We start from the raw sequence: 23,869 nt of genomic DNA on the forward strand, positions 1-23,869 counted from the left end.
CGCGACCACGCAGGCCGGTTTTCCGGGGCAGACTGTCATCTTTGTCAGATGCGAGCTGTCCGTTAAAGGATTCCGGCATTCGTGTAAGGAGGATATAATCCGAGAGAAATCGAGCGGATAGAAGCAAACAGGTGCTCAAATGACGAAGAACTGGACCCCGCATTCCTGGAGAAACAAACCGATCAAGCAAGTGCCGTTTTATCCGGACGCACAGGCTCTGAACGACGTTGAGGCTCGTCTTCGCACCTATCCGCCGCTGGTTTTTGCAGGTGAAGCACGCAAGCTCAAGCAGCAACTGGCTGAAGTGGCGGAAGGCAAGGCATTTCTGCTCCAGGGCGGCGATTGTGCTGAAAGTTTTGCTGAACATGGCGCGGATAACATCCGCGACTTTTTCCGCGTCTTTCTTCAGATGGCCGTTGTCCTCACATTCGGTGCGTCGAAGCCCGTCGTGAAGGTCGGTCGTATCGCCGGTCAGTTTGCCAAACCACGTTCATCGGACATGGAAACGCTGAATGGTGTGGAACTGCCGTCCTACCGTGGTGACATCATCAACGGTATCGAGTTCGACGCGGCATCGCGCATTCCCGATCCGCAGCGTCAGGACATGGCATATCGCCAGTCGGCGGCTACGCTTAACCTGCTGCGGGCATTCGCTCAGGGCGGTTACGCTAATCTGGAGAACGTTCACCAGTGGATGCTCGGCTTTGTCGGCAAGAGCCCGCAGGCAGAGCGCTATGCAGCTTTGGCGCAGCGTATTTCCGAGACCATGAACTTCATGCGTGCAATCGGGATCACGGCTGACAGCAATCATTCGCTGCGTGAAACCGATTTCTACACCAGCCATGAAGCGCTGCTTCTTGGCTTTGAAGAAGCGCTGACTCGTGTGGACTCGACGTCCGGCGACTGGTACGGCACGTCCGGCCACATGATCTGGATCGGTGATCGCACACGTCAGGCTGACCATGCGCATATCGAATACTGCCGTGGAATCAAGAATCCGCTCGGTCTCAAGTGTGGGCCGTCGCTGCAGCCGGATGATCTCATCCGCCTTATCGATCTTCTGAATCCGGAAAACGAAGCAGGGCGTCTGACGTTGATTGCGCGCTTTGGCTACGACAAGGTTGGTGATCATCTGCCGCAGCTTATCCGTGCTGTCGAGAAGGAAGGTCGCAAGGTCGTATGGTCATGCGATCCTATGCACGGCAATACGATCACCGCCGGTGGCTACAAGACGCGTCCGTTCGACCGTATCCTCAAGGAAGTGGAGTCCTTCTTCGCGATCCATCGCGCTGAAGGATCGCATCCGGGAGGTATCCATGTCGAAATGACCGGCAAGAATGTGACGGAATGCACGGGCGGCGCGCGTGCGATCTCGGCAGAAGATCTGCACGATCGTTATCACACGCACTGCGATCCACGTCTCAACGCCGATCAGGCGCTGGAACTCGCGTTTTTGCTGGCCGAACTCCTCAAGAAGGAGCGCGATGCAGGTGCGGACAAGCAGGTTGCGAGTGCCTGACCTGTTTCCAACATTCTAGAGCTTGCAGGGCGGAGGTTTCGATCTCCGCCCTGTTGCATTTCGGGGAAACTCACCTATTGATTGCCTTGGAGCGGCATGTGTCTGAATGGATGCATAAAGGACGCTTTATGCTTTCAGAAAATTGGCTCTGATTTTCGGGCCAAGCTGTAACCAATTTGATTGAGGGTAATGATGCAGCGCATTTTCCTGGCCTTTCTTAATTCCATGCGAGCACTGAAGTACCTCGCAGGACATGAAAAGGCCGTCCAACAGGAGCTTGTGCTGTTTCTTCTGTCTCTGCCGGTGGCTTTTTTCCTTGCGCCGACATGGCTCGCTTTCCTCTTCATGACTGGCTCGATCCTGTTTCTCATCCTCGTGGAAGTGTTGAACACTGGTATCGAGGCAACGTGTGATGCCGTCTCGCGGGATTTTCATAAGGAAATTCAGATTGCAAAGGACTGCGGTTCTCTTGCTGTTCTGATTTCCATTGTGTTCGTCGTCGCGATCTGGGGTTATATCCTCGCCAATACCTATTTGGCCTGACAAACAGAGTGCTCTGTTGATCGCATCCGTTGCATTTGCTTGCCCAAGCGCGCTAAAGCTTGGGCATGTTTGCCTCTCATGAGAATCTTGCCATGCTCCGTATTGCCGTTGCGCAGCTTAATCCCATCATGGGCGATATCGCCGGAAATCTGACCAAGGCACGCGCGGCACGCGCTGAGGCGGCCAGGATGAAGGCCGATCTCATTTTGTTTACAGAATTGTTCATCTCTGGTTATCCGCCGGAAGATCTGGTTCTGAAACCATCTTTTCTTGCTGCGTGTGAAAAGGCTGTTCGTGCGCTGGCGAGCGACACTGCCGACGGCGGACCAGGCGTCATTATCGGCACGCCGCTTAGCCGTGAAAGTGGTCTGCACAACTCTATCGCGGTTCTGGATGGCGGCGAGATCATTGCCGAACGGTTCAAGGTCGATCTGCCCAACTATGGCGAGTTTGACGAGAAGCGCGTATTTCAGGCAGGCCCAATGCCGGGGCCAGTCAATTTCCGTGGTGTTCGCATCGGGATTCCAATCTGTGAAGACATTTGGGGCGAACTCGGTGTGGCGGAAACGCTGGCTGAGAGTGGCGCAGAGATTTTGCTCGTACCGAATGGTTCGCCTTATCACCGTGCGAAGATGGACCGGCGCCATCAGGTTGTCCTGAAGCAGGTGATCGAAACCGAGTTACCGATGGTCTATGCCAATCAGGTTGGCGGACAGGATGAACTGGTTTTCGATGGTGGATCGTTTGCATTCAACACTGACCGGTCGCTCTGTCTGCAATTGCCTCAGTTTGAGGAGCAGATCACGCTGACCGTTTGGCGCAGAGAGAATGACGGCTGGCGCTGTGAAGAAGGCGAAAAGGCTATTCTTCCTGAAGGGCTTGAAGCTGATTATTCCGCCTGCATGCTGGGCTTGCGGGATTATGTGAACAAGAACGGTTTCAAGGATGTGGTGCTCGGGCTTTCGGGCGGCATCGATTCGGCAATCTGCGCGGCTCTCGGCGTCGATGCATTGGGTAAGGATCGGGTGCGCTGCATCATGCTCCCTTACCGCTATACATCTGATGAATCTCTGAAAGACGCGGCCGATTGTGCAAAAGCGCTCGGTGTTCGGTACGATATTGTTCCGATCTCTGCGCCAGTTGAAGGCTTTCTTGAAGCGCTGCATCCGCTGTTCGAAGGCACCGAGAGCGGCGTTACCGAAGAAAACCTGCAAAGCCGCGCACGCGGCACCATTCTGATGGCTGTTTCAAACAAGTTCGGTTCGATGGTTGTCACCACCGGCAACAAGTCTGAAATGTCGGTGGGCTATGCGACGCTTTATGGCGACATGAATGGCGGGTTCAATCCGATCAAAGACGTCTACAAGATGCAGGTCTATGCGATGTCGGAATGGCGCAACAGTCATGTTCCGAACGGTGCGCTTGGCCCATCGGGTGAAGTGATCCCGCACAACATCATCTCCAAGGCGCCGTCTGCTGAACTGCGTGAAAACCAGACGGATCAGGATAGTCTGCCGCCTTATCCGGTTCTGGACGATATTCTTGAATGCCTTGTCGAAAACGAAATGAGCAACACCGAGATTGCTGAGCGCGGGCATCCGCTCGAAACCGTTCAACGGATCGAACATTTGCTCTATCTGGCTGAATACAAGCGCCGACAATCGGCGCCCGGTGTTAAAATTACCAAGAAGAATTTTGGACGCGATCGCCGCTACCCTATAACGAACCGCTTCCGCGACCGCTGAAAGACAATAAGATGACCGTAACTGTTCGTTTTGCTCCGTCGCCGACGGGCTATATCCATATTGGTAATACACGCACAGCGCTTTCAAACTGGCTTTTCGCACAGAAGAATGGCGGCAAGTTCATTCTGCGCTATGACGACACTGATGTTGAGCGCTCCCGGGAAGAATACGCGCAGGCAATCGCAGTCGATCTTGACTGGCTCGGTGTCAAACCTGATCGCGTCGAATATCAGTCGAAGCGTTTTGATGTTTATGGCAAGGCAGTAGAGAAGCTCAAACAGGCTGGTTTGCTTTATGCTTGCTATGAAACGGCTGATGAATTGGAGCGTCGCCGCAAACTGCGCCTCGCACGTCGTCTGCCGCCGGTATATGGCCGCGAAGGTTTAAAACTCACTGACGATGAGAAAGCTGCGTTTGAAGCTGAAGGACGCAAGCCACACTGGCGTTTCCTGCTGCCGAATTTCGAAGCTGATCCGTTTGATACGCAGCGCACGGAGGTTCATTGGGATGACCTTGTTCGGGGCCCGCAGACCGTCGATCTGGCCTCTATGTCCGATCCTGTGCTGGTGCGTGAAGACGGCACTTATCTTTATACCTTGCCGTCGGTGGTGGATGATATTGATCTCGGTGTCACGCACATCATTCGCGGTGACGACCACGTAACCAACACCGGTGTGCAGATTGCTATTTTCGAGGCACTGGGGGCCAAGGCTCCGGTTTTTGGGCACCACAATCTACTGACGACAATTTCGGGCGAGGGGCTTTCAAAGCGAACCGGCGCACTGTCTGTCGGATCGCTGCGCGACGCCGGGTTCGAGCCGATGGCAGTGGCCTCGTTGGCGATTTTGATCGGCACCTCGGAAAATGTTTCGGCGGCACCCAATATGGAAAGTCTCGCCGAACGTTTCGATCTGGCATCCATATCGAAGTCATCGGCAAAGTTCGATCCTGCGGAACTGGACACGCTCAATCGGGCCCTGCTGCACGAGATGCCGTTTTCAGAAGCCCAGCTACGTCTGGCTGCCATGGGCATTTGCGGCGAGAAGGCTGAGCCCTTTTGGCGGGCAGTGCGAGGAAATCTCGACCGCTTCAAGGATGCGGTGCATTGGTGGTCCATCGTTGACGGTGATCTGCCAGAAACGCCGGACCCGTCAGAAGAGGATCGCGTTTTCTTGGAAGAGGCTTTTGCCCTTCTGCCACCAGCTCCCTGGGATCATCAGACATGGAAAGTCTGGACCGAAGCAGTGAAGGCTGCAACTGGGCGCAAGGGCAAGAACCTTTTCATGCCCTTGCGCCTGGCGCTTACGGGGCAGGCGCATGGGCCGGAGTTGGCTGACTTGCTGGTGTTGATTGGTCCGGAAAGAACCCTGACCCGACGACCCTGACTTTTGCGTTTGCCGTATAGGGGCGTTCCACAGGCGGTGTCGTTGCGACAGGTGCAACATAGGCCGGTGTCGTATTCGAGGTCTCCACCGTTGCAGATGACGTGTAATCCACTTTCTCTGTTTCGACAGGAGCGGGAGTTTCATAGGCAGGCAATGCAATTGAGTTGGCCATCTCGGCGCTCGGCTTGGCGATGCCCCTGGACTTCCGCTGTGGTACGTGGACAGTTTTCGACTGAGGTTTCTTAGGGGACACCACCCAGGAGGCCTTGCACGATTTGATATGTTTGGACGCAGACGGACGTCCGGCAAGCGCCATATTCAGCTCATTGACGCGTTCGCGCAAAGTCTGTGTTTCGCTTACCAGATGATCTGTTCTGGTCAGCAATTTCGTGCACTGTGCGGATTTGACAGCAGGTGTAAACAGGCTCCCGACGCAACGATTCTGAGCCGAGGTCTTTCTCATCTGAGAAAGCTCTGCTTCCTTGCGATCAAGGAGTGACTGGGTGACGCGAAGTTGCTTCTTAAGCTGTATTTGCTCGGCAGGCGTGCATAATTCTGGAGGGCGTATAGTTGTACAGCCAGCCAATATTCCCGAGAATATCAAAACTACTGAGTAAGTCAGTGATCTATTAGAATTAATTGAAATAAAAAACATGATAACCTCGATAACGATGCTGGCGATATCATGTTTAAAAAATATAGTAAATTAAATACTAACGGCGAGTATATTTAAATATACTCGCCGTTATTTGAGTTTATGTTATAATTATCTAACTTAGTTATTGTTAAATTACTTCTTCTTGCGAAGAGTCTCTCCTGATTTTTGCAAGGCTTCAACGACCGCCAGTGCTGTCATATTGACGACGCCACGCGAGGTGACGGATGGCGTCAGAATATGTGCCGGACGTGCCGCGCCGAGCAGGATTGGACCCACGTGCAGCGCATCTATAACCATTTTGACTACGTTCAGCGTGATGTTTGCAGCGTCAAGGTTGGGGAAAACAAGAAGATTGGCTTCGCCCTTCAGGCGCGAATTCGGGAACACACGATCGCGCAGAGCCTGCGAGAGAGCGGAGTCGCCGTGCATTTCGCCATCGGATTCCAGCTCAGGTGCCTTCTCGGCAAGAATTGCCGCTGCTTCACGCATCTTTTCGGCGCTGGCTGATTCTTTCGATCCGAAATTCGAATGCGATACGAGAGCAGCCTTTGGCTCAATACCGAAGCGGCTGATTTCCTTTGCAGCAAGAATTGCCATTTCGGCGATCTCGTTCGCGCCCGGTTCGACGTTGACATAAGTGTCTGTGAGGAAGAGGGCGCCACGCTGCGAGATGAGCAGGCTCAAGGCGGAATAGTCTCGGATACCGGGAACCTTGCCGATAATCTGCCGTACGACACGGAGGTGGCGTTCGAAGCGACCTTCAAGACCGCAGATCATGGCGTCTGCTTCGTCGCGCATAACCGCGAGAGCGGCAATTGCGGTCGAGTTCGTGCGGACGATGGTGCGTGCAGCTTCCGGTGTGACGCCCTGCCTGCCGGTGTAGGACAGATAAAGGTCTACATAGTCGCGATAGCGCGGATCGTCTTCCGGATTGATGAGTTCGAAATCCGTTCCCGGACGAATCTTGAGGCCGTAGCGGCGCAAGCGTGTTTCGATAACCTGCGGGCGTCCGACGAGAATCGGAGCTGCGATACGCTCTTCAATGACTACCTGAGCAGCGCGGAGCACGCGTTCATCTTCACCATCTGCATAAATGACGCGCTTTGGTTTTTCCTGCGCGCGGGCGGCAGCAAAGACTGGCTTCATGATGAGGCCGGAGCGGAAGACGAAGCGGTTCAGACGATCGAGATAGGCTTCCATGTCTTCGATCGGGCGTGTCGCCACGCCTGTTTCCATGGCCGCTTTGGCCACTGCCGGGGCGATACGCAGAATCAGGCGCTGATCGAATGGCGATGGAATGATGTAGTCTGGTCCGAAAGTGGGTGTGTCGCCGGAATAAGCGCGTGCAGCGACATCCGAAGGCTCTTCGCGGGCAAGAGCGGCAATTGCGCGGACAGCCGCCAGCTTCATTTCTTCGTTAATTGCAGTCGCACCGACATCGAGTGCGCCGCGGAAGATATAGGGGAAGCAGAGAACGTTGTTGACCTGGTTTGGATAATCCGAACGTCCGGTGCAGATCATGGCGTCGGCGCGGGCCGCACGAGCCTCTTCCGGCATGATTTCCGGCTTCGGATTGGCAAGGGCCATGATGAGTGGCTTTTCGGCCATCTGTTTCAGAAGTTCAGGCTTCAGCACGCCAGCAGCCGACAGGCCGAGGAAGACGTCAGCACCACCGATGACATCGGCCAGAACGCGCGCGTCAGTCTTCTGGGCGTAAACTTCCTTCCAACGATCCATCAGCGTGTTACGGCCTTCGTAGACAACGCCTTCGAGATCACAGACCCAGATGTTTTCGCGTTTCGCGCCGAGATTGACGAGAAGATTGAGGCAGGCAAGGGCCGCAGCGCCAGCGCCCGATGTAACGATCTTGGCGTCCCCGATTTTCTTGCCGGCAAGTTCCAAACCGTTCAACACCGCCGAAGCAACGATGATCGCTGTGCCGTGCTGGTCGTCGTGGAAAACCGGAATGTTCATTTTCGCGCGAAGCTGTTCTTCAACTTCGAAGCACTCCGGTGCCTTGATGTCTTCAAGGTTGATGCCGCCGAAAGTTGGCTCCAAAGCGGCAACAACATCAACGATGCGACCGATTTCGTGCGCGTCGATTTCAATGTCGAATACGTCGATGTCGGCGAATTTTTTGAAAAGGACGGCTTTACCTTCCATGACCGGTTTGGAAGCAAGCGCACCAATGTTACCGAGGCCGAGAACAGCAGTGCCGTTTGACACGACGGCAACGAGATTGCCGCGAGCGGTGTATTCGGCGGCAGTTGCCGGGTCTTCGTGGATTGCGAGGCAGGGAGCGGCTACGCCGGGAGAATAAGCTAACGCCAGATCTCGTTGGTTGCCAAGTGGCTTTGTCGCCTGAATTTCCAGCTTTCCGGGCTTCGGATAACGGTGGAAGAACAGAGCTGCTTCATCGAAATCCGAACGGGAAGTGGAAGGTGTTTTCTTGGTCATGGTCGCATCGCTTTCCAAAATCTTTCGTGCAGGGCAAAAGCTCGTTTGCACGTGGAGGGTGCGGTGTCCGCATACAGTTTCCGTACACGACTTCCGCACTCTGGGCCGTCATTGTTCTTAGTCTATCGGCTCAAATCTCAGTAGGCCCGTTTTCGAGAATGAGTTTTTCCAATTTTGCAGATCTATTATTTGATGCTGTTAAAACGCACTCTGATAGGCGCCGCCATCGATAACGAGATTCTGCCCGGTAATGAACCCGGAATGTTCCGAACATAGGAAGGCACAGGCCTGACCAAATTCCTTTGGCTGACCGATTCTCCCGGCAGGAATTGCTGATGCTCGCTTTGCAGCTTCCGCATCCGCTGTCGTGCCGTTCTTCTGGGCTGAGAATGCAAAGCCATTGCGAAGGCGATCCGTGTCAAAGGCGCCGGGAAGGATGTTATTGATCGTCACATTGGAGGCTGCAACCGTGCGGGCGACGCCAGCCAGAAATGCAGTCAGACCGGCGCGGGCGCCAGATGAGAGATCAAGCCCGGGAATGGGGGCGTAAACCGACGTCGATGTGATATTGACGATACGGCCGAAACGGCGCTCGACCATTCCGTCGATAACAGCTTTGATCAATTCTATGGGGGTGACCATATTCTGTGTCACACCCTGCAGGATCGCGTCGCGGTCGAGCAGGCGGAAATCCTTGAAGGCTGGACCGCCGTTATTATTCACGAGAATGTCCGGTGCAGGGCAGGCGGCAAGCAGTTTGGCTTGCCCTTCAGCGGTGGACACGTCGGCAACGACAGTATCGACTTTCACGCCAAATGTTTTGCGAATTGCTTCCGCGGTTGTGGCGAGAGTTTCTTCGTTGCGTCCATTGAGAACCAGATCGCAACCGGCTTCGGCGAGCGCCTCCGCGCATGCCCGTCCGAGTCCCTTGCTGGAAGCACACACAATTGCTTTTCGACCTTTCAGGCCCAAGTCCACGGCTCGATCCTCACATCTTGTTCAAGTTTTAGAGACATGCCACCAAGCGAGCAGTCCGATCAACCGGATTCTGGTTCACGGGCGCATATGTCCACCTTTTACCGGCAGAATATGCGTTCATTGCGAACAATATTTGGTGAAGCGCTATTCAAGCGGCGGCATGAATTCTGCCCTCGGGCGTATGAGCGATCCGCTATCAGCCTGTTCCAGTGCATGGGCGAGCCATCCCACGATGCGTGCGAGCGCAAACAGAAATAGCGGTGCGTCGAGCGGCAGATCATAGATTTCTGTAACGGCGGCGAGGGCGAAGTCGACGTTTGGCTTTTCTCCGAGAATGTTCGCGGCACTTTGTTCCAGATCGCTATAGGGGGGAGGCAATTCCAGATGTTCCAATAGTGCGGTGGCGCGAATATCACCTGTTTCGCGGTAAAGCGGGTGGCCGAAAAAGTGAAACTGTGTTCCTTGTCTGAGCTGGCCCTTGATCGCTGCTTCTGCTCCTATTTGCCGGGTTTGCGTAATAATAGCCGCCGCCGCTGTGGCCGCTCGTCCATGTCGCGGGCCAATCAATGTTGATAATCCGGCGAGAACCGCAGCGGAAAGCGGTGTACCTGTAGACGCCGCAACGCGTGTAGCGAATGCCGATGCATTGAGTTCGTGGTCGGCCAGAAGCACAAGAATGCGCCGGATCACATCACTTGCCTGCGGCTTTTGCCAAGCCTGAGCAATGCGTTCATGCATCGGCATATTCGATGCGGAAACGCCAAGAACGGTATTGTGAAACAGTTGCAGCAGACCAAAAGCCTCTTGCTGCAGGATTGATGTTGAACGCCCCGAACTGGGTAGATCATTCGCAGCGCGAACACCAAGGACAGTAAACAGCCGTTCCAGAGGCGCAGTCTCGGTCTGACGAATGTTCAAGGTCGATTCGTTGTCACTTCTGATGATACCGTCGAAATCCATCTGCCACAGCAGTGCAGCCACTTCCTCCAGCGTTGCTGTTTCGGACAGCTCAGCAGCGTCGCAGCCACGATAGAGCAAGCGGCCATCCAGGATGGTCGAAATGCCCGAGCGCATGATCGGCAGGCCCCAACGAATGGTGTCGGCGGCAACCACGCTATCTCTCTTGCGACCGGGACGCTTGCCAGCCAGACGATGGACATCCTCCGACCGATAGAGGCTGCGTCTCGGATCATCCGGCAATGGCTTGGAACGGATGCGGCCACGGCTCACATTTGCATAGAGAGTCTGCGGCTTTGTCTGGAGAACAGCAAGGGCTTCCTCCGCAGTTAGCCAGTCCATTATTGCCCCCTACATTGATCTATTTCGTCAAGATTGACGTCAACTATACTTGGATTCAATGTCGAAAGGCAAACAAGGAGAATAATTATGAATAGCGGACTTGAAGATGTGATTGCTGCTGAAACCGTGTTGTCTGACGTCGATGGGCTTGCAGGCAGGCTGGTTATTCGCGGTCGGTCGCTGGACGATCTGGTCCCGCATAGCAGCGTCGAAGATGGAATAGAACTTCTGTGGGGCGGCTTTTTCAATGATCTTCCCAAAGGGGAGGAACTTCAGAAAGCGCTCGGTGAAGCGCGCGTACAGGTATTTCATCATACGGATGCGCTTGACGATACATTGATGGAAATGTCTCCCATCGAAGCGCTTCGCGCATTGATGGCACGCATCCCTGACGACGATGATCTGACCGCAGCCTTGCATCTGATGGCGGCACCGGCAGTCTTTACGACGGCCATTCTGAGGGGCCAGAAGGGGCGCCGTCCCATACATCCTGATCCGACGCTTCCCCATAGCGCTGACATCCTTCGTATGATGAATGCGGGAATGCCGGATGAAGCAGAGGTCGCTGGGCTGAACACTTATCTTATAACGGTTTCAGACCACGGATTGAACGCATCGACTTTTGCTGCGCGTGTCGTGGCATCTACACGAGCCGGATTGACCTCATCGCTGCTTGCCGCAATCAGCGCATTGAAAGGACCGCTGCATGGCGGTGCACCCGGCCCGGTCCTCGATATGCTGGATGCAATCGGTAGGCCCGACAACGCGGAGCGTTGGCTTGAATCCGCTGTTGCGGATGGAGACAGACTGATGGGGTTCGGTCACAGGGTCTATCGTGTACGCGATCCTCGCGCCGATGCCTTGAAAGGTGCATTGAAGCACATCGAAGCCCTAGAACAAGGGCGTGGAAAACACCGCGTTGAATTGGCCGAGGCCGTTGAGAAAGCCGCTATCGCAGTTCTAAGGCGCCACAAGCCGGACCGCTCCCTCGAAACCAATGTCGAGTTTTATACTGCTTTGTTGTTGGAACAGCTGGGGTTCCCGCGTGAGGCTTTCACTTGCGTTTTCGCTATGGGGCGAACCATGGGCTGGATAGCGCATTGTCGTGAACAGGTGGCGGCAAACAAGCTCATTCGTCCGCAGTCGCGATATGTCGGCCCAACTGTGGGACTTGTCGCCTAAAGTGGACAGAACAGGAGGCGCGGACGCCACCTTCCGCGCCTCAAAGCCGACCGTCATATGTCTGTGACATGAATCGGGTTTTCTGCGCTCAGATCAGGTTGCCATTGAAGGGGACAACCATATGAGCACCGACGCTCCGCAGCCCAGAAAACTCCGAACCCTCTTTATCTCGGATGTGCATCTCGGTTCCAAGGCCGCACAGGCGGAACTGCTTCTGGATTTTCTTCGCTATCATGAAGCCGAGACGATCTATCTTGTCGGCGATATTGTCGATGGGTGGCGCCTGCGGCGCAATTGGCATTGGCCGCAAGAGCACAATGATGTGGTCCAGAAGCTGCTCCGCAAGAGTCGCAAGGGTGCCAACATCATCTACATTGCTGGTAATCACGATGAGTTCCTGCGCAATTTTCAGGGAACGCATTTTGGCGGCATCGAAGTGATGAACCGCGCGATCCATGAGACGGCAGACGGACGCAAGTTTCTGGTAATCCATGGTGATCAGTTCGATGTGGTTGTACGCAATGCCCGCTTTATCGCCTATCTGGGCGACTGGGCATATGACACAGCAATCTGGATAAATACGGTTATGAGCCGGGTTCGCTCGCTTTTCGGTCTGCGCTACTGGTCATTTTCAGCCTGGGCGAAGTTTCGCGTCAAAAAGGCGGTCAATTTCATTGGTCAGTTCGAGAGCGTGGTTTCGGAAGAAGCGCAGCGTATCGGGGTTGATGGTGTGATCTGCGGCCATATTCATCACGCCACGATCGAGAGCATGAATGGCGTGGAATACATCAATACGGGCGATTGGGTGGAAAGCTGCACGGCCGTGATTGAACATTTCGATGGCCGTATGGAGCTCATCGAATGGACGGAACGCCGTGATCGCCGCCCGACGACAGGTATTGTCAATTCCGACAGTGAAGAGCATGGCGAGGATAGGGTGATCCAGCTCCCACTTCCCGTCCGCGAACTGGCGACCTTCCGCCGATGAAGGAAATCGTCATCGTTACCGACGCCTGGCATCCTCAAGTCAACGGCGTCGTGCGCACGCTGACCAAATGTCGTGATCTGATGATTGAGCGCGGATACGACGTCACCGTCATATCTCCGCTGGATTATCGGTCGGTCCCCTGTCCGACCTATCCGGAAATCCGGCTAGCCTTGACGACGCCGGGTGCGCTTAGACGACGTCTGAAGGCCATGCGACCGGACTATGTGCACATTGCAACCGAGGGTCCGCTCGGGTTTATGGCACGGCGCGCCTGCTTGAAAATGGGCTGGTCCTTCACGACAAGCTTTCACACGCGGTTTCCCGAATATCTCGCGGAACGCTTTCCTGTCCCGCCACAATGGACCTATGCTTTCCTGCGACGTTTCCATAATGCAGCCCAGCATACGCTGGTACCGACCCAATCTATTGCGGATGATCTCAAGGGGCGAGGTTTTACGCGGCTCGACCTCTGGACGCGCGGTGTCGATCGCAAACTGTTTTATCCTCGACCGGAAGTGGTCAAGGACTTGCCACGTCCGGTGTTCATTTGTGTGGGACGCGTCGCCACGGAAAAGAACCTGCCAGCGTTTCTGGAGCTTGATCTTCCCGGCACAAAGTTGATCGTCGGGGATGGTCCTTCCCTCAACGATCTGCGTGCGCGTTTCCCGGAGGTTGTGTTTGTCGGGAAGCAGGAAGGTGAAACGCTGGCAAACACCTATGCCGCAGCCGACGTGTTTGTCTTCCCAAGCCGGACAGATACGTTTGGTCTCGTCTTGCTTGAAGCAATTGCCTCCGGCTTGCCGGTGGCAGCCTATCCCGTTCCCGGATCAAGGGATGTTGTGGGGGCAACCGGGGCAGGCGTTCTCTCCGAAGATCTTGGGAAGGCGTGTCTGTCAGCTCTGCAGATGGAGCCGTTTGAGCCCGCGCAGGTACTCAGGCAGTTCACCTGGGACGCTTGTGCGGACATTTTCGAAGATGCTCTCGCTCCGATAAGCGGAACCGCGAGCGAGAGTTATCAACGTGCAAGTCAGCCCCAGACGGCAGCTTCCGGCGGGTAAACCAGAGCCCCATCATAGCGCAAGCCTGGGTCACGATCATGGGCGAGGAGTAGCGGGCCATCAAGGTCAACCACATTGGCTTTCTGGGCGAGCAGAACAGCTGGCGCCATGCCGAGCGATGTGCCGACCATACAGCCGACCATGATCTGAAGACCGTAGTTGATTGCCTTGTCCCGCATGATGAGACCTTCAGTCAGTCCACCTGCTTTGTCGAGCTTGATGTTCACCGCGTCGTAGCGCTTGGCCAGCTCCTCAAGTCCGACCGACGTATGAACGCTTTCATCGGCACAGATAATGACAGGCCGTTCAATTTCACTGAGAATATGATCGTTATCCGCTGGCAAGGGCTGTTCGATAAGAACGACGCCTGCGTCGGCTGCTGCACGCATGTTCTCGGCAATATTGTCCGCCGTCCAACCTTCGTTCGCATCGATAATGATGCGACTGTTGGGAGCCGCATTCGTGACCGCTTGTATCTTCTCGATATCGTTTTCACCACCCATTTTGACCTTGATGAGAGGATAGTGAGCGACCTTCGCCGTCGACTCTGCCATTTCGGCGGGTGTGCCGAGCGAAACGGTGATTGCGGTTTCAAGTGGTCGGGTTGGCGTACCGAGCATATCGGCGACGCTTCTGCCCGATGCCTTTGCCTCGAGATCCCATAAGGCACAATCGATCGCATTGCGGGCAGCGCCGGCTGGCATCAAAGTCTGGATATCCTGTCGTGTGGCACCACTTTCGATAGCTGTACGGGTGGCTTCAATCTGGGCACTCACGCTCTCGATGCTTTCGCCATAACGCGCATAAGGAACGCATTCGCCGCGCCCTTGATTGAGACCGTTGCCAATCACACACACAACGACAGCGGCTTCCGTCTTGGAGCCTCTGGAGATTGTGAATTTTCCGGCGATGGGATAGCGTTCGACAATGATATTCAAGGTATTGTGCATAGAGATGCCCTCTGGGACGCAGTATTTCGGTCGTTCAACGACTCGTATATGAGGTAGGCCATGTTGACCGACACTGCCGACAAAGCAAGAGCCACCAATAATCCTGCGCCGAAGATTGATCTGACGGAGCAGGACGGTGCGCGCCATATACGGCTGAGCGGTCGCTGGGTCTCGCAGAGCGTCAATCTTGTCGATGACAAGATGCGCAGTCTTGAGAAAACGGACGAGCACAAAGCAACGATAATCGATGTTTCTGGCGTATCCGGTCTCGATACGGCAGGTGCCTGGCTGATTGAACGCTTGCGGCAGAGGCTCGTTGCAAAGAGTGCCGACGCGCAGCTTGAAGGCGTGCGTCAATCCTGGCTCCCTCTGATGGAGGAAGTGGGGCAGGCTGTCGAACGTACTCTGGATATTCCACGTCAGAAGAAGCCGTTCTTTTTTATCTCGTTTCTGGCCGCGCTTGGCGGTGGCGTTATCTCTATGGGTAACGACTTCAAGATGGCGATGCATATCCTGGGCGCCACCATCCGCGGGGCCCAGCTGAAATACGGTCGAGGAAGCGGTATTCCAATCGCTGCCATCGTTACGCAGATGGATCGCATGGGCGTCGGTGCGATTCCCATTATCATCCTGATGTCGACGATCGTTGGTGCGATCATCGCCCAGCAGGGCGCATTTCAGTTGCGCTATTTCGGTGCAGAAATCTTTGTCGTCGATCTGGTTGGCATTCTGGTGCTGCGTGAACTCGGGGTGCTTCTGACAGCTATCATGATCGCCGGTCGTTCAGGCAGTGCGATCACAGCTGAAATCGGCTCCATGAAAATGCGCGAGGAGACGGATGCTCTGACGGTTATCGGCCTCAATCCGGTCGGCGTTCTGGTTTTTCCCCGTCTCGTTGCGCTGGTCGTAGTCCTGCCATTGCTCACCATCATTTCCGACCTGGCTGCATTGATCGGGGCAGGCGGGGTCGCTTGGTTCTACTCCAATATTTCGCCCGATGCTTTCATCAGCCGCCTGCATGATGCGGTGGCGCTTAATACTTATTTCGCCGGTCTTATCAAGGCACCGTTTATGGCCATGATCATCGGGATTCTCGCCTCGGTAGAAGGTATGAAGGTCGGAGGCAGTGCAGAATCACTTGGTCGTCGTGTTACTGCTTCCGTTGTGAAGGCAATTTTTGTGGTTATTGTCGTGGATGGTTTGTTCGCGATGTTCTATGCGGCCATTAATTTTTAGAAACTGCTTATGTTCTTTGTTTTTAATGGGTTCTTTGAGACACAGTTGCACAGAAAATTGACCCCTCAATCGTGTTCAACGGTTCAGTCCGAAGCCGAGCTCGGTTAAAGAATGATTATGGAGAACGGCATCGACCACCAGTCGCAACCGCAGGACGAAGACAATCGCCAGACGACCGCGCCGATGATCTCGGTGCGCGACGTGACGGTTTCGTTCGGGCGTCAGACGGTGCTCGACAAGCTGTCGCTTGAGATTTACCAGGGTGAGGTTCTGGGCTTCATCGGTCCTTCGGGGGCGGGAAAATCAGTGCTGATGCGGACCATTCTCGGTCTCAACAAGAAACAGTCGGGTGAAATCGAGATTCTCGGTCGCAACATCGATCAGCTGAATGAGATGGAAAAAATGTCCATCGACATGCGTATGGGCGTCTTGTTCCAGCACGGTGCGTTGTTTTCTGCACTGAATGTTCTTGAGAACATTCAGGTTCCGATGCGCGAGTATCTTGATCTGTCACCGAAGCTGATGGACGAGCTGGCGCGACTGAAAATCGACCTTGTCGGCTTGAAGCCTGACACGGCAGAAAAATTTCCGTCCGAACTTTCCGGCGGCATGATCAAGCGTGCCGCGCTTGCGCGTGCGTTGGCTCTGGATCCGGGCATTCTGTTTCTTGATGAACCGACATCGGGCCTGGATCCCATCGGTGCTGCGGAGTTCGATGACCTGATTGCCAATCTACGCGATACGATGGGTCTGACCGTTTATATGGTCACTCATGATCTCGATAGTCTTTTTGCAATTTGCGACCGGATCGCTGTTCTTGGAAACAAGAAGGTGCTCGTCAGCGGCACCATTGAAGACATGCTAACGGTAGACGATCCGTGGGTTAAATCCTATTTTCGGGGCAAGCGCGCGCGCCAGATTGATCCATCGGCGCCAACGAGACGGCGGCCCGGCAGCCGCTTGCAGACTGGATAAGATATGGAAACTAAAGCCAATTATGTTCTGGTGGGTGTCTTTACGCTGATCGTCAGCCTGTTGGCTTTCGCGTTTGTGTTCTGGATCGCCCGTTTTGGGGAAGCACGCGATTCTCAGGAGCTCGATGTTCGTATCCCGGGTTCTGTTACGGGGTTGTCGCTTGGTAGTCAGGTTCTGTTCAACGGTATCAAGGTTGGTGATGTTCGCGCACTTAAACTCGATGAAACCAATCCAGAAATGGTGATCGTTAAAACCCGCGTCAACGCGACGACACCTATTACCCGCTCAACTGCAGCAACTCTTGGTTTTCAGGGGCTGACCGGGCAGGCTTATATTGAACTGAAGGGCGGTCGTCTTGATGAGCCCAATCTTCTGACCGAGGCTGCAAACGTAGATTCGGTTGCGCGTATTGATGCCGATCCGTCCTCAATCAACAATCTTCTTGCTACCGCACAGGATATTGCTGCACGAGCCAATGCCGTGCTTGGTCAGTTGGAGGGCTTCGTAAAGGATGCTCGTGGACCGCTGACGGATACAATCAACAACACGAAGACTTTCACCGATGCACTGGCACAGAACGCCAACATTATTCAGGAACTTGGTGAGAACACCGGAAACATCAACCAGATCGTCACTGACGCCAAGGATATGATGGCTCGCTTGAACGCTGCTTCTGTGCGTGTTGACGCCATTCTGGCGAAAACGGACAAGCTCCTGTCGAGCGACGACAAGGATGGGGTTGTTGCACAGGCTAAGGCAACGCTGGAATCCATCCGCCAGACATCCGACAATCTCGACAAGCGGATGGGGCCGATTGCGGACAATCTCCAGCGTTTTTCGGGACAGGGATTGCGTGATGTGCAATCCGTCGTGGTGGATAGCCGCCGCTCCATTCAGCGGATAGAACAGGCAATTACCGATCTCGAGCGTAACCCTCAGCGCCTTATCTTTGGCGGTAAAGGGAATGTACCTCAGTATGACGGGAGGACGCGTCATTGATTTCCAAAGCTAGCCTTGTTGACATGAAATCACGTCGCACTCTTTGTCGTACAACTTCAATATGTGTTCTGCTCAGCATACTTCTTGCTGGCTGCGGGACGACAACGCCGCTCGACACGTTCAATCTGTCTGCACCGCAGCCGGGTGTTTCTTCGCCAAGCCGCAAGAACACGCAGTTGCTTGTTCCGACGCCAACAGCCCTTAAGGCGCTCGATAGCGAGAATATCGTTGTCAGCTCAGCGCCCGGTTCCATCGAATATCTGAAGGGTGCTCAATGGGGCGACAGGCTGACGAACATTGTGCAATCACGTCTGGTGCAGGCCTATGAGAATACAGGTGTGTTCGGCGGGATTGGCCGCCCAGGAGACGGGCTGGCAATCAACTATCAGATTCTGACCGATCTGCGCATGTTCGGCATTCAGGCCTATGCATCGCCTAAGCTCGCAGTGGTCGAACTGGCTGTCAAACTGATGAATGACAAGAATGGCGAGGTTCGGGCCACCCGCGTGTTCCGTACGGCCATTCCGGTAAGCGGTGCGACGAATGCGGCCTATGTGAAGGCACTCGACGCGGCTTTTGAACGGACTGCTAGTGAGATTGTTAGCTGGACAGTGACAGCGCTCTAACCGTTTTTTTAAAGCACATATTGTCTGAAAACCGTTTCACACTTTTCGAGATGCACTCCAACCGAGGCAAGGTGGAACAATAAAAAAGGTCGGCGTGTTGCGCCGACCTTTTTTATTGAACGGAACCAGCCGGTTTAATCCGAGCCAGACAAACAAAAACGCGGCCCGAAGGCCGCGTTTCCTTTTAGTTCTGGTCTTAGCGAAGGCGACCGCTTGCGTGGGCAAGCATGGTGTAGACCTTGCCAGTGTCCGAGGTGAGGTAAGTCCGCGTCACCATGTTGTCACGGTCGTTGCGGGCTACATCTTCAAGCAGACGCTGGAAGTCGTCCATGTAGCGGTCGACGGCGCGGCGGAATTCACCATCCGTCTGATACTTGCGCTTGATATCATCAAAAGTCTGCTGACCCTTCAGCGTGTAGAGACGGCGAGTAAAGACGTTTCGTTCACCGCGACGATAACGGTCCCAAAGCTCCACCGAAGCTTCGTGGTCGATAGCGCGGGCAATGTCCACCGAAAGCGAGTTCAGCGATTCAACGACATGGCTTGGTGAACGAGGCGTTGCGACCGGCTGTACTTTCGGCTGCGCGGCTTCTTCTTCCTCGCGGGAAGCACGGGCCAGGAGATCAGACACCCATCCACGCGGCTTTTCTGCCTGTGCGGCTGCCGGTGCAGGCTGAGCCTTCGGCGCTTCGTAGGCGCGCTGGCGAATTGCAACATCTGCCTGTACCACTGGTGCCTGAACAGGGGCTGGACGAGCTGCTGCCGGTGCCGGACGCGAAACCGGGCGATCAGCACGGCTTTCGCCGACATCTACCAGACGACCGGACTTATTGACGATTTCGGCCAGTTCCTTGAGCGCATTGATCTGCTCGCTCACGGCTTTGCGCATAGCGGTCGTTGTTTCCTTGGCCTCGGCAGGCATGTCGAGAACGCCACGCTTCAGTTCGCCACGGGTCGTGTTGAGCTCGTTGCGAATTTCGCTTGCAGTGCGGCGAATATCGTCGGTTGCTGCAGAGAACTTCTGTGCTGCCTGTTCAACGATTTCCGAAACGCTTTCCCGCATCTTCTCGGCAGACGAACGGGTCTGGCCTTCGGCGCGCTGGAATGCGGAGGTCACCAGCCCTTCGAAGGACTGCATCAGCTTTTCCACGCCTTCCGACTTCTCGACGAGACCGGATGCCAGTTTGTCGAGCGCCTGATGACGATCTTCAAGCGTGCTGACAAGGCCGTTCTGCGCCGTGTTGATCATGTCGGAAGCCGAAGAGAGAACCTTTCCGTGCTCTTCGAAGCGGTCGGCGATGTCTGCGATCTGCGACAGCGTGCTGTCGGAGATAGCGCGCAGCGTACCGATATTGCCGTCAATCAGGCCAGTGGAGGCCTGGAACATCTGCGCTGCACGGTTGGTGTTTTCAACGAAGCTCGAGGTCGTGTCGACAAGGCGACCATCGATATCGGTGAGATTGCGCGTTGCAGTGTCGATCAACTTGCCCAGTTCGCCGTTGGAGGCTGCAAGACGATCGATCAGTTCGCTGACATTGTCGGAAAGACCGGTCTTGGCCTGCTGAACAGCGGCAATCGTTTCCGCTGTGCGGCTTGCAAGCGCATTGACCAGAGCGGCGTTTTCCGAACGAAGCCTGTCTGTTGCGGCATGGGTTGCTTCTTCAAGCTGCTGCGCCAGTCCACGACCGCTATCAGCAAGCCGCTGTACAAGCGGTTCTGCCGTATCGTTGAGGATCTTGGTGATTTCCTGCGAACGGGCAGCGAGAACGGCATTGAGCTCACGAGTACGTTCTTCCAGCGTCACCGCAGTCGTGTCGGTTACCTGTGCAATACGAGCCTCGACGGAACCGAGTTCCATCGTGATGCGCGAGCCGATATCACCGAGACGGGTTGCAATCGCGTCAGCACGCTCAGCGAGGCGCGTTTCGGTGCCAGCGAGATTGTCGGCAACGCTGGCCGAGAAGGACTCGCTATGGCCTGCAAGCGTTTCACTCGTCTTGGAAGCCGTATCGGCAATCCGCGCTTCAATCGAGCTAAGTTCGCCGGTGAGGCGGCTTTCGATTGCTTCAAGACCGCTGGCAATAGCGCTGGCGCGTTCATTGAGGCGCGTTTCGGTGCCAGCAAGGTTGTCGGCGACGCTTGCAGCGAAGGCTTCGCTGTGACCAGCAAGCGTTTCGCTGGTTCTGCTTGCCGTGTTGGCGATGCGGGCTTCGATTGAGCCAAGCTCGCCGGTGAGGCGGCTTTCGATCTCACCAAGACGACCGGCAATCGCGTCGGCGCGGTCGCCGAGACGTGCTTCCGTGCCAGACAGATTATCGATCAGGCGAGCGCTGAATGCTTCGCCGAAGCCATCCAGAGCTTCACCAGCCTTGGCTGCTTCAGCCGAAAGCGTGCTCGCGGCTTCACCGATCTTCTCGCGCAGCGTGCCAGCAACGATGCCAGCGCTCTGTTCGAGTGCACGGCGGACATTGTCGACGCCGATGGTGAGTGCCTTTTCCATCGTCTGTGTGCGTTCTTCGATAATGCCGGTCTGGCCTTCAAATGCGCGGCTGATGGTCGAACTGCTGTCGGCAATTGCATTGTGAAGGTTGGTCGTGCGCTGCTCCAGGATATCGCTGTGATCCTGCAGCGTCTGGCTCAGCGATGTCGTGCTCTCACTCAGGGTCGAGCGGATTTCGGCAGCACGCGTTTCAATTGTGCGCTCGTGACCGTCCAGAATGCCTGAGAGGGCATTGTTGTGATCGTTCAGGACGTTATGAAGGCCGCTCGTGCGCTCTTCGACCTGACGAACATGTTCGCCCAAGGCGGCAACAAATGCATCGCGACCGGCACCAATGGAATCAGTCATGCTGCTTGCACGTTCATCGAGAATGCGTGCGAGCGTGTTCTGATTATCAGTGATGAGCGCCTGTAGCGAATTTACGCGCTCATCGAAAGTGCGAGCGAGAACCTCACGGTTTTCGTTGAAGTTATCGCGCATTGCGGCGGCACGCTCATCCATCAGTTGAGCAAGCATGGCTTGATTGCCCGCAATGACACCATGAAGCGTGGTGGCGCGCTCTTCCAGCGAACGAGCGTGGTCTGCAAAGCTTGCATCAAGCAGTGCGGAATGGCTTGCTATTGTCTCGCGCAGTGCGTTGGTCCGCTCTTCCAGAATTGCCGCATGACTATCGGCAACGGTGTTGAGGGCAGATGCGCTGACGTTAACGGCATTCTCGATATCGCTCGTGCGTGCAGCAAGCGTATCGGCATGACCGCGGATGACGGAGGAAACGCGTTCCGTTTCGCCTTCCAGCGAAGCAGCCAGAACATCACGGCTTTCGGCAAGCTTGCCTGCAAAGGCATCGGCCTTTTCGCCAAGAATATTGCCGACGCTTTCGCCGATAGATGTCAGATCTTCGCCGATCTTTGTCTTGGTTTCGTCGATCATCGTGCTCAGAGACGTGCGACCGCTGGAGAAGGTCTCTGCGATTTCACGAGTACGAGCGATGAGGTTTTCGTTGATCTGGCGCGAACGGGTTTCGAGAGCTGCATTGAGCTTCTCAGTGCTGCTGTCGAGAGCATGCGCACGGGCTTCGAATTCGGACAGAAGCGACCGGCCACGCTCGGAAAGGGTGCTTTCGAGGTTTGCAAGACGGGTGTCGAATTCGCTGACCATGGATTGCGTTGCACCGCCAAGCAGATTGGCAATACCGGTTGTGCGTTCGTCCAGAGCTTCCGTCAGGCGGTCCGATACAGTGCGCGACTGTTCATCAAGCGTTGCAATGCGGGTATCGAGCAGGTTTGCAAAAGCTTCGCCCGAAGTCGTGATGCGGGAACCGATGTCACCGGTGCGGGTTTCAATGGCTTCGGCAATGGCGCCGCCGCTTTCATTGATGCTGCCGATCAGGCGTTCACCGGATTCGCCGAGCAGGGTGCTCAGCTGCTGCGAGGCAGACAGTACATTGTCGCGGATGATGTTGGACGCGCTGGAAAGTTCTTCCTTAAGCTGCTCATGCGCACCGGAGATCGATGAACGTACCCGTTCGGCATGGCTGACAACAGCTTCACGCTCGTTGCCCAGATCGCTGACGAGCGAACGAATGCGAACTTCATTGTCGCTATAAGCACGCTCAAGCTGATTGACTTCGGACTGAACGAGCGTTTCCAGCTCGACGGCACGAGCCAAGGTGCGTTCGATGCCTTCGTTCATGGCGGCGACTTCGCGGCGTACTGCCTGTCCGAGGGTAGAAACGCGATCACCGGATACGGCTTCCGGCTGGAGCAGGCGCATTGCAGCTTCCGACATGCTGCGTGCTGCCGTATGCATTTCCTGCGCGCGCTTTACGAGTTGCGCGAAGCCCCAGAACATGGCTACCGGCAATGCTACACCCGCAACGACGCCGAGGCCGGCGGGCGAGGTGAAGAAGTCCTTGGTGGCTTGCAGGGTCGAAAAGACATCAGGATTGATGGCTTTGCTCAGGGCGACGCCGCCAGCGGCCCAGAGCACGCTGATTGCAGTTGTCGTCCAGAAAAGCTTAGAGGAATTTTCCGTCGCACGGCGTGGAGCGGCGATAATCGCTTTTTCACTTCGGGAATCGTCATTGGCCGGCGTGAAGGTAGGGGATGCAACAGGTGCAGCGGTTGCAACAGGTGCAGCGGAAACAGGCTTGCTGACAACAGGTTCGGGCGCTGGCGTTGCGACCTTCGAAGTGTTGGCCGGCTTGTGCTGAACGTTGGCCGTACCTTGCGAAACTGGTCCGGCAGCTTTCACAACCGGCGGGACCGGCGGCGCTGCAGGCGTTGCAATCACCGAGGCAGTGGTGATGGTGGCCACTTTTGCAGCAGTTTCCACAGGGGAAACGGCAACGGGCTCTACCGTCTTGGTCTTCTGCTCAGCAACAAGTTCTTCAGCCGCGCGCGAAATCTGTTCTTCCAGATCATCGACGGAGAAGCCTTCATCGAACGCACTCAAGTCCATGTCGATATCAAGATCATCACCGAAATCGATATCGAGTGCCTGTTCCAGCGCCTTTTCAACCTCAAGGTCGAGCTTCTGTGCCTTGGATTTGGAAGCCATTGTTTGCCTACCTCGTACTCATTACTGCGACGGCCGGACCATAAAAAGGCCGTTACAAAACTTTCTCCGCCATTTTGCATCGTATCGGCTCGGGCTTGTTAAGGAAATAGGCCTCTTCTGCCGATACCTAAAACTTTAAATACAAGGTTAACGGAAATCGGCTCAATTCATGAAAATTCGACATTTCCGGGCTTTCCGCATTTACCAGCAAG

16 protein-coding genes are annotated in these 23,869 nt (G+C 55.3%); 11 read left to right on the forward strand and 5 right to left on the reverse strand.

Annotated elements, in window-relative coordinates; translation table 11 throughout:
• Window positions 1-139: 139 nt before the first annotated feature.
• From OANT_RS10870 to gltX, 4 genes are all read left to right on the forward strand, one after another.
• Window positions 140-1,519 carry a class II 3-deoxy-7-phosphoheptulonate synthase gene (locus tag OANT_RS10870; protein ID WP_010660041.1) on the forward strand — a complete coding sequence of 460 codons (1,380 nt, stop codon included), beginning with the start codon at window positions 140-142 and terminating at the stop codon, window positions 1,517-1,519.
• A 192-nt stretch (window positions 1,520-1,711) separates the two neighbouring features.
• Window positions 1,712-2,062 carry a diacylglycerol kinase gene (locus OANT_RS10875; protein ID WP_010660042.1) on the forward strand — a complete coding sequence of 117 codons (351 nt, stop codon included), beginning with the start codon at window positions 1,712-1,714 and terminating at the stop codon, window positions 2,060-2,062.
• A gap of 65 nt (window positions 2,063-2,127) precedes the next feature.
• The gene (locus OANT_RS10880) at window positions 2,128-3,807 is read left to right on the forward strand and encodes an NAD+ synthase (RefSeq protein WP_012092001.1); all 1,680 of its coding nucleotides are present in this window, start codon (window positions 2,128-2,130) and stop codon (window positions 3,805-3,807) included.
• A gap of 11 nt (window positions 3,808-3,818) precedes the next feature.
• On the forward strand, window positions 3,819-5,192 hold the full coding sequence (gene gltX, locus OANT_RS10885; RefSeq protein WP_012092002.1) for a glutamate--tRNA ligase: 1,374 nt from the start codon (window positions 3,819-3,821) through the stop codon (window positions 5,190-5,192).
• Between the two features lie 790 nt (window positions 5,193-5,982).
• Here the strand turns inward: gltX and OANT_RS10890 are convergent.
• From OANT_RS10890 to OANT_RS10900, 3 genes are all read right to left on the reverse strand, one after another.
• A complete protein-coding gene (locus OANT_RS10890) occupies window positions 5,983-8,307 on the reverse strand; it encodes an NADP-dependent malic enzyme (protein ID WP_012092004.1) in 2,325 nt (774 codons plus the stop codon).
• A gap of 198 nt (window positions 8,308-8,505) precedes the next feature.
• The gene (locus OANT_RS10895) at window positions 8,506-9,285 is read right to left on the reverse strand and encodes an SDR family oxidoreductase (protein ID WP_012092005.1); all 780 of its coding nucleotides are present in this window, start codon (window positions 9,283-9,285) and stop codon (window positions 8,506-8,508) included.
• 144 nt (window positions 9,286-9,429) lie between these two features.
• Window positions 9,430-10,584, reverse strand: a complete 1,155-nt coding sequence (locus OANT_RS10900; protein WP_012092006.1) for a citrate synthase — start codon at window positions 10,582-10,584, stop codon at window positions 9,430-9,432.
• Window positions 10,585-10,671: 87 nt separating this feature from the next.
• On the opposite strand from OANT_RS10900, the gene OANT_RS10905 reads away from it, so the two are divergent.
• The 3 genes from OANT_RS10905 (at window position 10,672) to OANT_RS10915 (ending at window position 13,812) form a co-directional block, all read left to right on the forward strand.
• Complete coding sequence (locus OANT_RS10905) at window positions 10,672-11,766, forward strand: citrate synthase/methylcitrate synthase (RefSeq protein WP_012092007.1); 1,095 nt, start codon at window positions 10,672-10,674, stop codon at window positions 11,764-11,766.
• A 121-nt stretch (window positions 11,767-11,887) separates the two neighbouring features.
• On the forward strand, window positions 11,888-12,754 hold the full coding sequence (locus tag OANT_RS10910; protein WP_012092008.1) for a UDP-2,3-diacylglucosamine diphosphatase: 867 nt from the start codon (window positions 11,888-11,890) through the stop codon (window positions 12,752-12,754).
• Entirely contained in the window at window positions 12,751-13,812 is a 1,062-nt protein-coding gene (locus OANT_RS10915) for a glycosyltransferase family 4 protein (protein ID WP_012092009.1), read from the forward strand. Before OANT_RS10910 ends, OANT_RS10915 begins: the two co-directional genes overlap by 4 nt.
• Here the strand turns inward: OANT_RS10915 and dgcA are convergent.
• Window positions 13,782-14,762 (reverse strand): N-acetyl-D-Glu racemase DgcA, encoded by a 981-nt coding sequence (gene dgcA / locus OANT_RS10920; protein WP_012092010.1) that lies wholly within the window; start codon window positions 14,760-14,762, stop codon window positions 13,782-13,784. The two genes, OANT_RS10915 and dgcA, sit on opposite strands and share 31 nt — an antisense overlap.
• A gap of 60 nt (window positions 14,763-14,822) precedes the next feature.
• Between dgcA and OANT_RS10925 the strand changes: the two genes are divergently transcribed.
• The 4 genes from OANT_RS10925 (at window position 14,823) to OANT_RS10940 (ending at window position 18,598) form a co-directional block, all read left to right on the forward strand.
• The gene (locus tag OANT_RS10925) at window positions 14,823-15,998 is read left to right on the forward strand and encodes an ABC transporter permease (protein ID WP_010660053.1); all 1,176 of its coding nucleotides are present in this window, start codon (window positions 14,823-14,825) and stop codon (window positions 15,996-15,998) included.
• 111 nt (window positions 15,999-16,109) lie between these two features.
• Complete coding sequence (locus OANT_RS10930) at window positions 16,110-16,973, forward strand: ABC transporter ATP-binding protein (RefSeq protein ID WP_012092011.1); 864 nt, start codon at window positions 16,110-16,112, stop codon at window positions 16,971-16,973.
• 3 nt (window positions 16,974-16,976) lie between these two features.
• A complete protein-coding gene (locus tag OANT_RS10935) occupies window positions 16,977-17,972 on the forward strand; it encodes an MlaD family protein (RefSeq protein WP_012092012.1) in 996 nt (331 codons plus the stop codon).
• A gap of 23 nt (window positions 17,973-17,995) precedes the next feature.
• Complete coding sequence (locus OANT_RS10940; protein ID WP_425277897.1) at window positions 17,996-18,598, forward strand: ABC-type transport auxiliary lipoprotein family protein; 603 nt, start codon at window positions 17,996-17,998, stop codon at window positions 18,596-18,598.
• A 196-nt stretch (window positions 18,599-18,794) separates the two neighbouring features.
• Here the strand turns inward: OANT_RS10940 and OANT_RS10945 are convergent, their stop codons facing one another.
• Window positions 18,795-23,657 (reverse strand): apolipoprotein A-IV repeat region-like domain-containing protein, encoded by a 4,863-nt coding sequence (locus OANT_RS10945; RefSeq protein ID WP_040129272.1) that lies wholly within the window; start codon window positions 23,655-23,657, stop codon window positions 18,795-18,797.
• Between the last annotated feature and the right edge of the window lie 212 nt (window positions 23,658-23,869).

The organism is Brucella anthropi ATCC 49188 (assembly GCF_000017405.1).
In the GTDB taxonomy this organism is placed as follows: Bacteria; Pseudomonadota; Alphaproteobacteria; order Rhizobiales; family Rhizobiaceae; genus Brucella; species Brucella anthropi.

Excerpts from the sequence above, each read along its gene's own strand:
- OANT_RS10870 (WP_010660041.1), top strand. The coding sequence starts at position 140 with ATGACGAAGAACTGGACCCCGCATTCCTGGAGAAACAAACCGATCAAG.
- OANT_RS10875 (WP_010660042.1), top strand. The coding sequence starts at position 1,712 with ATGCAGCGCATTTTCCTGGCCTTTCTTAATTCCATGCGAGCACTGAAG.
- OANT_RS10880 (WP_012092001.1), top strand. The coding sequence starts at position 2,128 with ATGTTTGCCTCTCATGAGAATCTTGCCATGCTCCGTATTGCCGTTGCG.
- gltX (WP_012092002.1), top strand. The coding sequence starts at position 3,819 with ATGACCGTAACTGTTCGTTTTGCTCCGTCGCCGACGGGCTATATCCAT.
- OANT_RS10890 (WP_012092004.1), bottom strand. The coding sequence starts at position 8,307 with ATGACCAAGAAAACACCTTCCACTTCCCGTTCGGATTTCGATGAAGCA.
- OANT_RS10900 (WP_012092006.1), bottom strand. The coding sequence starts at position 10,584 with ATGGACTGGCTAACTGCGGAGGAAGCCCTTGCTGTTCTCCAGACAAAG.
- OANT_RS10905 (WP_012092007.1), top strand. The coding sequence starts at position 10,672 with ATGAATAGCGGACTTGAAGATGTGATTGCTGCTGAAACCGTGTTGTCT.
- OANT_RS10910 (WP_012092008.1), top strand. The coding sequence starts at position 11,888 with ATGAGCACCGACGCTCCGCAGCCCAGAAAACTCCGAACCCTCTTTATC.
- OANT_RS10915 (WP_012092009.1), top strand. The coding sequence starts at position 12,751 with ATGAAGGAAATCGTCATCGTTACCGACGCCTGGCATCCTCAAGTCAAC.
- dgcA (WP_012092010.1), bottom strand. The coding sequence starts at position 14,762 with ATGCACAATACCTTGAATATCATTGTCGAACGCTATCCCATCGCCGGA.
- OANT_RS10925 (WP_010660053.1), top strand. The coding sequence starts at position 14,823 with ATGTTGACCGACACTGCCGACAAAGCAAGAGCCACCAATAATCCTGCG.
- OANT_RS10930 (WP_012092011.1), top strand. The coding sequence starts at position 16,110 with ATGATTATGGAGAACGGCATCGACCACCAGTCGCAACCGCAGGACGAA.
- OANT_RS10935 (WP_012092012.1), top strand. The coding sequence starts at position 16,977 with ATGGAAACTAAAGCCAATTATGTTCTGGTGGGTGTCTTTACGCTGATC.
- OANT_RS10940 (WP_425277897.1), top strand. The coding sequence starts at position 17,996 with ATGAAATCACGTCGCACTCTTTGTCGTACAACTTCAATATGTGTTCTG.
- OANT_RS10945 (WP_040129272.1), bottom strand. The coding sequence starts at position 23,657 with ATGGCTTCCAAATCCAAGGCACAGAAGCTCGACCTTGAGGTTGAAAAG.